Below are 11,452 nucleotides of genomic sequence, written 5' to 3' on the forward strand. Positions count from 1 at the left end.
TCGCCATGAGGCTCGTCGTGGTCAACGGGGAACCGGGCGCGACACCCGAGGCCCGCTCGCTGGCCGACCGCCTGGCCGTCTCCACCCGCTCCCGGGTGGCCCGTCGGGGCGAGGCGCTGGACGTCGTCACGATCGAGCTGCGTGACGTCGCGCACGACATCGGCGACGCCTCGCTCACGGGCCAGGCCGCCCCCGCTCTCCGAACGCACCTCGACACCGTGCGCGGGGCCGACGGCCTCATCGTCGTCACCCCCACGCTCCACGCCTCCTACAGCGGGCTGTTCAAGTCGTTCTTCGACCTCCTGGAGGCGGACGCGCTCGCCGACAAGCCCACCCTGCCGGCCGCCACCGGCGCCGACCCGCGGCACGCCCTCGTCCTGGAGAGCGCGCTGCGCCCCCTCCTGGCCCGGCTGGGCGCCCACACCGTGCCCACGGGGGTCTACGCCACCCCCGCGGACCGGGCCGCCGACGGCGACACCGGCGAGGAGCTCGCCGCACGGACCCACCGGGCAACGAACCAGCTCGCCGCCCTGATGGTCACCTCGCGCATGGACGGCTTCATGCCCGAACCCGGCGCCGCGGCGGACGACACGCACCTCACCGAGTCCGACCTCGTCCCCTTCGAGCGCCAACTCGCCGCCCTGCGCGGCGACGAGCCGACGCACACCCACCACTGACCGACCACCGACCGACCGGCCAAAGACCGGCCAAAGACCGGCCAAAGACCGACCGACCAAGACCGACCACGGAAACGGACCGAGAGAATGAGCCACCCGAAGACATACACGGGCAAGGGAATCGCGGTGCACTTCGACGCCGAGCGCTGCCGTCACGCGGCTCGCTGCGTGCAGGGCCTGCCCGAGGTCTTCGACATCACCCGCCGACCGTGGATCACCCCCGACGCCGCCCCGGCCGAGGTAGTCGCCGAGGTCGTCCGCCGCTGCCCCTCGGGCGCCCTGACCTACACGGCCGAGGGAACCACACGGGCCTGACCGGGCCGGACAGCGGCCGGTCGGGCAGCCCTCACCCCTCCCCGGCCTCCCCGGGCTCGGCCAGCGCCTCCCTGATCAGCTGCACCGGGTGCCAGGCGTCGCGCTCGGTGCCGTGGAAGATCTGCTGGCGGCAGGAGACTCCCGTCGCCACGATCACCGTCTCGGCCGGCTCGGCGCGGACCGCCGGGAAGAGCCGGTCCGCGCCCACGGTCATCGACAACTCGTAGTGCTCCGCCTCGAAGCCGAACGAGCCCGCCATCCCGCAGCAGCCCGCGTCCAGCTCGACCACCTCGACACCAGGGATCCGGTTCAGCAGCGCGACCGTGGCCGCCGTGCCCACCTCCGCCTTCTGGTGGCAGTGACCGTGGTACAGGAGGCGGCGGCCGGCCGGCCACGACGTGGCGCTGAGCGTGACACGGCCCGCGTCGATGGCCTCGACCAGGAGCTCCTCCACCTGCCGCACGCGGCCGGAGACGTCCGCCACGGCCTTGTCGCCGGGGAGCAGCGCGCGGTGCTCGTCCTTGAGGGTCATCAGGCAGGACGGTTCGCAGCCGACGATGGGGGAGCCCGGCGGGGTCGTCTCCGCGAGGAGGTGGGCGAGTTTGAACGCCTTGTCGTTGGCGTCGTCGAGGAGCCCCTTGGAGAGGCTGGAGCGTCCGCAGCACCCGCCGCTCTCCAGGCGCACGTCCCAGCCCGCCCGTTCCAGGAGCTCCACGGCGGCGCGGCCGATGCTCGGTTCGGTGTACGTGGTGAAGGAGTCGGCCAGATACGTGACCACGCCCTGGGGCGCGGCCGTCCCGGTCGCGGCGGGCCGGCCCCGGAACCAGCGGACCAGGTTGCGGCGCTCGAAGCGGGGCAGCGGCCGGGCGGCCGTGATGCCCAGGGCGCGTTGCATCAGGCGGCGCAGGAACCCGACGCGGCCCGGGAGGTTGGAGAGCGGCGCGGCGGCGGAGCCCAGCCGGTTGAGGAGGCGGATGGAGCCGAAGAGCCGGGAGCGCAGCGGGACGCCGTGCACGTCGTGGTGGTGGGAGAGTGCCTCGGCCTTCAGCGCGGCCATGTCCACGCCGAGCGGGCACTCGCTCTTGCACGCCTTGCACATCAGGCACAGGTCCAGGACCTCGTGGAGCCGCTCGTCCCCGAGGGCCTGCTTGGGGTCCGGCTCCGACAGGGCCTTGACGAGGGCGTTGGCGCGGCCCCGGGTGGAGTCCTGCTCGTTGCGGGTGGCCATGTACGAGGGGCACATGGCGCCCGTGTCGCCCTTGCGGCAGAGCCCGATGTTCATGCAGCGGTCGGCGGCGCCCCGCATCCCGCCGACGACGTCGAAGGAGAGCCGGGTGCGCAGTTCGGGCGCAGGGGGCAGAGCCGGGTCGCGGAGGTTGTCGGTCATGGCCGGGGCGTCCACGATCTTCCCCGGGTTCAGCCGGTCGTCCGGGTCGAAGAGGCCCTTGACGGCGCGCATCGCCTCGTAGAGCTCCGCGCCGAAGATCTCCCGGTTGAACTCGCTGCGGGCCAGCCCGTCGCCGTGCTCGCTGGAGTTGACGCCCCCGTACTCGGTGACGAGATCCTTGACGCGTTCGGCGACCTTCCGCATGGTGGCGACCTGGCCGGGTTCGGTGAGGTCCACGAAGGGCCGGATGTGGAGGCAGCCGACGGAGCAGTGCCCGTAGAAGCCCGCCGACAGGCCGTGCTCGTCGAGGATGCCCTTGAAGCGCCGGGTGTACTCGGCGAGGTGCACCGGGTCGACGGCGGTGTCCTCCACGAAGGCCAGCGGCCGGCGGGTCCCCTCGCCCGCCGCCATCAGCAGGCCCAGGCTGGACTTGCGCACCTTCAGCAGGGCCGACTGCTGCTGCGGGGTGACGGCGCGCAGGGTGTGGTAGCCGTGCCCGTACCGCTTCCACGAGGTGGTGAGCTGGTTCAGCTGGTCGAGGAGTTCGGTCTCGTCGTCGCCGGTGAAGCTGACGAAGAGGAGGGCGTCCGGGTCGCCCTGGAGGAGGGTGCCGAGGGAGGCGTACTCGATCTTCTGCCGGGAGAGGTCCAGGATCGTGCGGTCCATCAGCTCCACGGCGGACGGATGGCAGGCCAGCGCCGACTCGGTGGCCTCGATGGCGGCCACCACGGACGTGAAGTGGCCCACCGCGATGACCGTGCGGGTCGGCTTGGGCACGAGGTCGACCAGGGCCCGGGTGGCGAGGGCGAGGGTGCCCTCGGAGCCGACGACGAACTTCGCCAGGTCGAACGGGACGTCGGTCCGGGCGAGCCGGTCGAGCCGGTAGCCGCAGGCCCGGCGCCAGAACGCGGGGAAGCCCTCGGCGATGGCCGAGGCGTTCGCGGCGACGAGGGGCGGCAGCTCCCGGTAGAGACGGCCCTCCAGCGTGGGCAGCGCGGCCCGCCGCCGGCGCTCCTCCTCGTCCACCGGCTCGAACCGGGCGGTGCTGGCGTCGGAGAGGACGACGTCGAGGGCGCGGACGTGGTCGATGGTCATGCCGTGGCGCAGCGAGCCGCTGCCGGCCGAGTTGTTGCCGATCATCCCGCCGATGGTGGCGCGGTTGCTGGTGGAGGTGTCGGGGCCGAACATCAGGCCGTGCGGGGCGGCGGCCCGGTTCAACTGGTCCTGGACGACGCCCGGTTCGACCAGGGCGGTGCGCGCCTCGGGGTCCAGTTCGAGGACGCGGTTCATGTGGCGGGAGAAGTCGAGCACGAGACCGGGGCCGACGGTCTGCCCGGCGAGGCTGGTGCCCGCGCCCCGGCCCAGCACCGGCACGCCGTGCTCGATCGCCGCCGCCACGGTGGCGCGCACGTCGTCGGCGTGCCGGGGGAAGACGACCCCGCGCGGGGTGATGGCGTACATGCTGGCGTCGCGGGAGAAGAGGTGACGGGTGTAGTCGTCGAAGGCGACCTCGCCTTCGAGATCCCGGCTCAGCCGCCGCTGGAGCTCCCGGTCGTCGGGGCTCGCGTCGGGGGTCGGGGCCGGGGTTCGGGTCTGGGGCGGTGTCGTCCGGGTCTCTCCGCGGGGCGGTGTCATGGGTGCGGCTCCAGAGGTGGAGGGGATGCGGAAGGGGGCGCCGCTCCCCGCCGGGGCGAGGGCTGTCCCCGACGGGCGGCGGTACGGGAAGGGTTACGGGCAGGGGCAGGGGCAGGGGCACGGGTACGGGCGTGGCTTCGAGGGCGGCGCGGGCGCCCCGGTCAGGGAGCGCGCAACACGTCCAGGGCGGCGCCCAGTCCGGCGGGATCGGCCGGCGCCCCGGCCAGTTCCAGGCCCATCTGGACCCCGGCGAGGGTTCCGGCGAGGGTCAGGTCGTTGAAGTGGCCCAGGTGCCCGATGCGGAAGACCTTCCCGGAGAGCTTCCCCAGGCCCGCGCCGAGCGACATGTCGAAGCGTTCCAGGATCACCTTGCGGACCTTGTCCGCGTCGTGGCCCTCGGGCATCAGCACGGCGGTGAGGGAGCCGGAGTGCTCGCGCTCGTCGGCGCAGAGCACCTCCAGGCCCCAGCCCCGCACCGCCGCCCGGGTCGCCGCCGCGTGCCGGGCGTGCCGGGCGTACACCGTCGGGAGGCCCTCCGCGTCGAGCATGTCGAGTGCCTCGGCGAGCCCGTACAGCAGGTTGGTGGCGGGGGTGTACGGGAAGTAGCCGTGCCGGTTGGCGTCGATGACCGGCGCCCAGTCCCAGAACGACTTGGGCAGCCGGGCCGTCCGCGCGGCGGCGAGGGCCTTGTCGCTGACGGCGTTGAAGCTGAGGCCGGGCGGCAGCATGAGCCCCTTCTGGGACCCCGCCACCGTCACGTCGACGCCCCACTCGTCGTGCCGGTAGTCGAGGGAGCCGAGGGAGGAGATGGTGTCGACGAGGAGCAGGGCCGGGTGGCCCGACTCGTCGAGGGCCCGGCGCAGCTCGGCGATCCGGCTGGTGACGCCCGTCGAGGTCTCGTTGTGGACGACGCAGACCGCCTTGAGGGTGTGGGCGGTGTCGGCTTCGAGGCGCCGGGCCAGTTCGGCGGGGTCGGCGCCGTGCCGCCAGTCTCCCGGCACGAAGTCCACCTCCAGGCCGAGGGAACGGGCCATCTCCTGCCAGAGGGTGGCGAAGTGCCCGGTCTCGAAGCACAGGACGCGGTCGCCGGGGCTGAGCGTGTTGACGAGGGCCGCCTCCCAGGCGCCGGTGCCGGAGGCGGGATAGATCACGACGGGGTTCGTGGTGCCGAACACCGGCTTGACGCGCTGGAGGACCCGCAGGCCGAGTTCCGCGAACTCGGGCCCCCGGTGGTCGATGGTCGGCGCCGCCATGGCGCGCAGGACCTGGTCGGGGACGTTGGTGGGACCGGGGATCTGGAGGAAGTGGCGGCCGGTGCGAAGCGTCATGGGAAAACCCCTCCGAAAGCCTTGTGCCGTGAGACGGCACGCCGTACCGTGATGTGGCATGGCGGAGCATAGGGATCCGCGGACGAGGGAGTCAATGGATGCAGAACGTCCTCAACGCCCTGCGCACCCTGGAGGAGGTCGCGGCGCGGCAGCCGATCGGCGTCGCCGAGCTGGCGCGCGCCCTGGAGCTGCCCAAGAGCTCCGTGCAGCGCACCCTGGTCACCCTGCACACCGCGGGCTGGATCCGGCAGGCGCCCGGCACGCCCACCCGCTGGGCGGTGACCACCAAGGCGCTCCTCGTCGGCCGGAGCGCCACGGGTGAGCTCGGACTGCGGGACGTCGCGGTCCCGGTCATGGAGGAGCTGCGCAGACGCACCGACGAGACGGTCCACCTGGCGGTGCCGGAGGGCGGCCGGATCGTGCTGATCGAGCGGCTGGAGACCAGCCGGCCGGTCCGGATCGTCCTGCCGCTGGGCCAGAACCTCCCCGCCCACGCCTCGGCCAACGGCAAGGCGGTGCTGGCGGCGAGCCCCGCCGAGGCGGTCGAGCGGTACATCGCGGACGGGCTCGCCCGCTTCACCGACTCCTCGATCACCGACCCCGACCGGCTGCGCGTCGAGCTCGCGGAGATCCGCGCGCGGGGCTACGCCACCAACTCCGGCGAGTGGCGCGACGACGTGTCCGCGGTGGCCTCGGCGGTGATCGGCCCGGACGGTACGACCCCGGTGGCCAGCATCAGCGTGAACGTGCCGAGCAGCCGGATGACCGAGACCTCGCGGGTGGCGCTCGGGGCCGCGGTGCGGGAGGCGGCCGACCGGGTCGGGACGCTCCTCGGGAGGTCCACCGGACCCTGACCGCCCCGGGACGGCCGCGGGGGAGTTCCCGCGCGACCCCTTGACGCACCCGGTTTGACGAGGCTTCCATACTCCTCACTGCGGAACAGGAGTTCCGCATGACGGAATTCATCCGTCGGTATCAGGTCACCGGCGCCACCGCCGGCCCGCGGCACCCCTTGACTCCGCCCAGCCCGTTCCCGGTGCGCTGGGCGGAGCCGGTGCGCCCGCTTCATGACCCTCGACCGAAGGCGAGGAAGCCTCGTGTCAGATCATGTCATCTCCATCGTCGCGTTGGCCTTGGTGTTCACCATCGCCACCTTCACCTCGGTGCACATGGGGGCGCTGGCCATCGTGGCCACGTTCATCGTCGGCACCCTGTTCGTCCACGAGACCACGGACGAGATCTTCGGCGGCTTCCCCGGGGACCTCTTCGTCGTCCTCGTGGGGGTCACCTTCCTGTTCGCCATCGCCAAGAACAACGGCACGATCGACTGGCTGGTGCACGCCTCCACGAGGGCGGTGCGCGGCCGCATCGCCCTGCTCCCCTGGATGATGTTCCTGGTCACCGCCGCCCTCACCGCGGTGGGAGCGGTCGTGCCCGCCGCCGTGGCGATCATCGCCCCGATCGCCATGGGCTTCGCGGCCCGGTACCGTATCAACCCCGTACTGCTCGGACTGTTCGTCATCAACGGCGCCAGCGCGGGCGGGTTCTCCCCGGTCAGCATCTTCGGCTCCATCACCAACGGAGTGGTCGAGCGCAACGGCCTGCCGGGCAACCCCACCCTGCTCTTCGCCGGTTCCTTCGTCTTCAACGCGCTGCTGTGCGGGGTGGTCTTCCTGCTCTTCGGCGGACGGTCCCTGCTCGGGCGCCGAGCGGACGACGACACCCCCGACGGCGCGACCGGGGGAGGAGGGCGGGCACCGCGTCCCCGGCACGGGACACCGGGCCCCTCGGGCACCGCCACGGCCCTGCGGCCCGCGCCCCCGGAGGCCGCCCCGGCCGCCGCCCCCGACCCGGACCCCGCCGCCCTCACCCTGAACCGGGTCCGCCTGCTCACCCTGCTGGGGCTGCTCAGCCTGGTCGTGGGAGCCCTCGTCTTCGACCTCAACGTGGGACTGCTCGCGCTGACGGTGACGGTCGTCCTGTCGCTGCTGTCCCCCGAGTCCGCCAAGGGCGCGGTGGACCGCTGCGCCTGGTCGACCGTCCTGCTCGTCTGCGGGATCGTCACCTTCGTCAGCATGATGGAGCGCATCGGCACCATCGAATGGCTCGGCAACGGCGTCGCCGGGATCGGGGCACCGCTGCTCGGGGCCCTGCTGATCTGCGCCATCGGCGCGGTGGTCTCCGCCTTCGCGTCGACCACCGGCATCCTCGGGGCGCTCATCCCGCTGGCGGTGCCCTTCCTGCTCGCCGGGGAGGTCGGCGCGGTGGGCATGGTGACGGCCCTCGCCATCTCCTCCTCGGTGGTGGACTCCTCGCCCATCTCCACCAGCGGCGCGCTGGTCACGGCCAACGCGCCGGAGGACCAGCGCGATGCCGTCTTCAAGCGCCTGATGGCCTGGGGGATGAGCATGGCGGTGATCGCCCCACCGGTCACCTGGGCGCTCTTCGTGGTGCCCGGCTGGCTCTGAGCGGAGCCCGGCCGGTCCCGCCGCCGGGGCCCGGCCGGGCCCCGGCCCGGTCAGCGCGAACGCTGCCCGGTGAACAGGCGGTAGAGCAGGAGCACGATCACCGAGCCGGCGATCGCGGCGATCCAGGTCGAGAGGTGGAAGAAGCCGTTGATGGAGTGGACGCCGAAGACCACCTTGCCGAGCCAGCCGCCGAGCAGCCCGCCGACGATGCCGATCAGCATCGTGACGAGGCAGCCGCCCGGGTCCTTGCCGGGCGTGAGGGCCTTGGCGATGGCGCCCGCGATCAGGCCGATCAGAATCCAGGCGATGATGCCCACGGTATGCGTCCTTCACTGTAGGTGTGGTGTCCTGACGGGACTTCCGCCAGGACCGTCCGCCGGTCGCTCCCCGCGGACGACCGGTCACCTACGCCTATCCGCTCGGAGCGACTTCACACCTGGACCGAGGCCGCTTTCCGGCGACCGCCCGCCCCCGCATCCTGACGGGTGGGCGGCCCGCCCCGGTTCAGCGCCCGGCGAGCAGGGGGCGCAGCGGGCCCCGGGCCAGCCGCTCGGGGAGGGCGGCCGGGACGTGTCGTACGGTCCAGGCGGCGAGGAGGGCCACCGCGGCGCCGACGAGGAGCCCGGCGGCGGCGTCGTGGGGGTAGTGCGCGCCGACCCACACCCGGGCGGCGCCCATCAGGACCGCCGCCACCACGGCCACCGCGCCCAGGCGGCGCGAGACGAACAGCAGGGCGACGGCCGCCGCGGCGGCGAGGGTGGCGTGGTTGCTGGGGAAGGACCAGTCGCCCGCGGCGGGACAGGTCTCCAGGACAGTGACGTGCAGCGACTGACAGGGCCGGGCCTCCCGCAGGACCTGCTTCAGCAGACTGCTGACCCCGAACGCGGCGACGGTGACCAGGGGTACGGCCAGAGCCCGGACGGCCCGCTCCGGGCCCTGGCCGCGCGCCCGCCACCAGGCGGCCACCATGAGGGCGCCGAAGAGGGCGAGGCCGTAGGTGGAGTAGGCGCCGATGAGCCGGTCGAGCCACGCCGGGGCGTCCTGCGCCGTGTGGACGACATCCAGGTAGGCCGCACCGTCGATGCCCGAGCCGTCGACGCCCATGGCGTGCGCGGGAGGGCCCGTCACGCCGGCCGTCCCGGCCATCAGGCGTTCCCGCCGGCGCGGCGCGCCCGCCGGGAGCGGGTGAGCTCCAGCGCGACGGGGATCAGGGAGACGGCGACGATCACGGCGATGATCGGAAGGAGATAGCGGTCGACGTTCGGGACCGAGGCGCCGAGCGCGTACCCGGCGAGGACCAGCCCGACGGTCCACAGCAGTCCGCCGAGCACCTGCCAGAGGGCGAAGGTGCGGGCCGGGACGCCGAGGACCCCGGCGAGCGGGTTCAGGACGGTCCGCACGACCGGCAGGAAGCGGGCCAGCACGATCGCCTTGGCGTAGCCGTACCGCCGCAGGATCTCCCCGGCGCGTTCGGCGCCCTCGGCGATCTTCCGCGACTTCGAACGGGCCAGGAACGCGGGGCCCGCCTTCCGGCCGAGGACGTAACCCGTCTGCGCCCCGGCCAGTGCCCCGACGACGGCGGCCACCAGCACCCAGGGGAGCGACAGATGGCCGGGCCGGGTGGCCGCCCCGGCACTGAGCAGGCCCGCGGTGAACAGCAGTGAGTCGCCCGGCAGGAAGAAACCGATGAGCAGGCCCGTCTCGGCGAAGAGGACGGCGGCGATGCCGAGGGTGCCGAAGGCGGTGAGCAGCGACTGGGCGTCGAGGACGTTCACGGCGAGGTGCGCCGGTGACGCGGCGGTCAGCGCGGGGGACATGGGCGAAGCCCCTTCTGGTGGGCGGGGACGGGCGTGGCCGAGCGGGCGGCCCGGTGTCAGGCGGGCACGCGTCGGCGGTCACCGCCTATCCTGTCTACAGAACAGTAGTCGGTCTACTGCACTGTAGACGCAATGGGGAGGGAAGGGGTTCCATGTCGGTCTCCGAAGGCGAACGCAGGCCCGCCGGCGAGCTGGAGGCCAGCGTCCTCGCGGCTCTCTGGGCGGCCGGGGCGCCCCAGACGGCGGCCCAGGTCAGGGCGTCGATATCCCAGGACCTGGCCCGCACCACCGTCGCCACCCTGCTGGCCAGGCTCCACGACAAGGGCGTGATCGGACGCCGCCCGGGCGGCCGGGGCTTCCTCTACTACGCGGTGGAGGACTCCAACGGCCTGACCGCCCGCCGCATGCACCGCGCGCTCGACCAGGGCGGCGACGACCGGGGCCTGGTCCTGGCCCGCTTCGTCGAAGGGCTCAACGCCGACGACGAGGCCGAACTCCGCCGCCTCCTGCGGGAAGACCGCCCATGACCGCCCTTCCACTCCCGCAGGAGGACGGCACATGACCGGCCTCCTTCTCCTTCTCTTCCCCCTCCTCCTGCCCTGGGCCCTGCCGCCCCTGGCGCGCCGGACCGTGGCGCGTGTGCATCCGTGCATCGCCCTCGTGGCGGTCACGGGCGCCTCGGCCGTACTCGCCGCGGCCGTCGTCGCCTGCCTCGGCGTCCTGCTGCTCCCCCTCGTGCTCCGGCTTCCCGGTGTCGCCGCCCTCGCGCACCTGCTCCGGCCGCTCCAGGCCGGGCCGCCCCTCTTCGTCCTGGGGGCGTCCGCCGTGGCGGCGTCGGCCCTCGGCGCCGCCGTGCTGGCCGCCGCGCGCGGGAGCCTCGCGGAGGCGGGGCGGCTGCGCACGGCCCGCCGCCAGGTGGCGGGGATTCCCGAGGCCGGGGGGATGTGCGTGCTCGACGACGACCGCCCGGACGCCTTCGCCCTGCCCGGCGGGCCCCGTGGCGCGGGGCGGATCGTCGTCACGGCGGGGATGCTCCGCGCCCTCGACGCCCACGAGCGCGAAGCGCTCCTCGGGCACGAGCGGGCGCATCTGGCCGCCCGCCACCATCTGTTCCTCGGCCTGGCCGCCCTCGCCGGCTGGTGCCACCCGGCCCTGGCCGCCGTCGTCCCGCACGTCTCCTTCGCGGCGGAACGAGCCGCCGACGAGGCCGCCGCCCGGGCCTGCGGAGACCGCCGCCTGGCCGCCCGGGCCGTCGGCCGCGCCGCCCTCGCGGCGACCGCCCGTCCGCCGGGCCCGGAGCTCCCGGTCCTCGCGGCGGGCGGCACCACCGGCCCCGTCCCCGCCCGGGTCAAGGCCCTCCTGGCCCAGGCCCCCACGCGCCGGATCGCGCCCGCCCTGCTGGCGATGATCCTGCTCTGCTCGGCGGCGGGCGCCTCCGCCTCCGCCGGGGCGGTCTGGCTGCACCGGGGGGTGGAGACCGCGCAGGGGGAATCTCCCTTCGAGTGACGGACGGGCGTGTGGACCGCGCGGATGGCACCTTGCGGAGCTGGCTTAGGGCAGCCTTTCCTGAGCGACTACATTTATGTAGACTCCCGAGCTGTTCGGGAGTGCACGCCCGGGCCGCTCACGCCCGCTCCCGCGAAACGAGGCCGTCATGCCGTCCCTGCCCCGTCCCCTGCTCGTCGCCGCCGGAACAGCGGTGGTCGCCGTCGTGACGCTGGCGGGCTGCGCGCAGAAGAGCGACGGCAAGTCGGAGGACGGCGCGGTCCAGGTGATCGCGAAGGACGACTCGTGCGAGGTGTCGAAGAAGGACTTCCCGGCCGGG

11 protein-coding genes are annotated in these 11,452 nt (G+C 73.7%); 6 read left to right on the top strand and 5 right to left on the bottom strand.

Going from position 1 to position 11,452, the window contains the following annotated elements:
* The first annotated feature begins 5 nt into the window (after window positions 1-5).
* Entirely contained in the window at window positions 6-677 is a 672-nt protein-coding gene (locus AB0C99_RS27270) for a CE1759 family FMN reductase (RefSeq protein ID WP_362480189.1), read from the top strand.
* An 87-nt stretch (window positions 678-764) separates the two neighbouring features.
* A complete protein-coding gene (locus AB0C99_RS27275; protein ID WP_362480192.1) occupies window positions 765-992 on the top strand; it encodes a (4Fe-4S)-binding protein in 228 nt (75 codons plus the stop codon).
* A 31-nt stretch (window positions 993-1,023) separates the two neighbouring features.
* Here AB0C99_RS27275 and AB0C99_RS27280 read toward each other — a convergent pair whose 3' ends face one another.
* Both AB0C99_RS27280 and AB0C99_RS27285 read right to left on the bottom strand, forming a co-directional pair.
* Window positions 1,024-4,014, bottom strand: a complete 2,991-nt coding sequence (locus AB0C99_RS27280; protein ID WP_362480195.1) for an FAD-linked oxidase C-terminal domain-containing protein — start codon at window positions 4,012-4,014, stop codon at window positions 1,024-1,026.
* Window positions 4,015-4,175: 161 nt separating this feature from the next.
* Entirely contained in the window at window positions 4,176-5,342 is a 1,167-nt protein-coding gene (locus AB0C99_RS27285; RefSeq protein ID WP_362480198.1) for an aminotransferase class V-fold PLP-dependent enzyme, read from the bottom strand.
* Between the two features lie 98 nt (window positions 5,343-5,440).
* Between AB0C99_RS27285 and AB0C99_RS27290 the strand changes: the two genes are divergently transcribed.
* Both AB0C99_RS27290 and AB0C99_RS27295 read left to right on the top strand, forming a co-directional pair.
* The gene (locus AB0C99_RS27290; RefSeq protein WP_362480201.1) at window positions 5,441-6,196 is read left to right on the top strand and encodes an IclR family transcriptional regulator; all 756 of its coding nucleotides are present in this window, start codon (window positions 5,441-5,443) and stop codon (window positions 6,194-6,196) included.
* 243 nt (window positions 6,197-6,439) lie between these two features.
* A complete protein-coding gene (locus AB0C99_RS27295) occupies window positions 6,440-7,810 on the top strand; it encodes an SLC13 family permease (RefSeq protein ID WP_362480204.1) in 1,371 nt (456 codons plus the stop codon).
* 50 nt (window positions 7,811-7,860) lie between these two features.
* Here the strand turns inward: AB0C99_RS27295 and AB0C99_RS27300 are convergent, their stop codons facing one another.
* The 3 genes from AB0C99_RS27300 to AB0C99_RS27310 all read right to left on the bottom strand — a co-directional run bounded on the left by AB0C99_RS27300 (window position 7,861) and on the right by AB0C99_RS27310 (window position 9,627).
* Complete coding sequence (locus tag AB0C99_RS27300) at window positions 7,861-8,127, bottom strand: GlsB/YeaQ/YmgE family stress response membrane protein (protein WP_362480206.1); 267 nt, start codon at window positions 8,125-8,127, stop codon at window positions 7,861-7,863.
* 187 nt (window positions 8,128-8,314) lie between these two features.
* Entirely contained in the window at window positions 8,315-8,914 is a 600-nt protein-coding gene (locus tag AB0C99_RS27305) for a phosphatase PAP2 family protein (protein ID WP_362480232.1), read from the bottom strand.
* Between the two features lie 41 nt (window positions 8,915-8,955).
* Window positions 8,956-9,627 (bottom strand): DedA family protein, encoded by a 672-nt coding sequence (locus tag AB0C99_RS27310; RefSeq protein ID WP_362480209.1) that lies wholly within the window; start codon window positions 9,625-9,627, stop codon window positions 8,956-8,958.
* Between the two features lie 152 nt (window positions 9,628-9,779).
* Here AB0C99_RS27310 and AB0C99_RS27315 point away from each other — a divergent pair, with 152 nt between their 5' ends.
* Together AB0C99_RS27315 and AB0C99_RS27320 are read left to right on the top strand one after the other, a co-directional pair.
* Entirely contained in the window at window positions 9,780-10,154 is a 375-nt protein-coding gene (locus tag AB0C99_RS27315; protein ID WP_362480211.1) for a BlaI/MecI/CopY family transcriptional regulator, read from the top strand.
* A 31-nt stretch (window positions 10,155-10,185) separates the two neighbouring features.
* Entirely contained in the window at window positions 10,186-11,133 is a 948-nt protein-coding gene (locus AB0C99_RS27320; RefSeq protein WP_362480214.1) for a M48 family metalloprotease, read from the top strand.
* Window positions 11,134-11,452 lie beyond the last annotated feature (319 nt).

Origin of the sequence: Streptomyces sp. NPDC048659, assembly GCF_040650575.1 — a bacterium.
GTDB lineage: Bacteria > Actinomycetota > Actinomycetes > Streptomycetales > Streptomycetaceae > Streptomyces.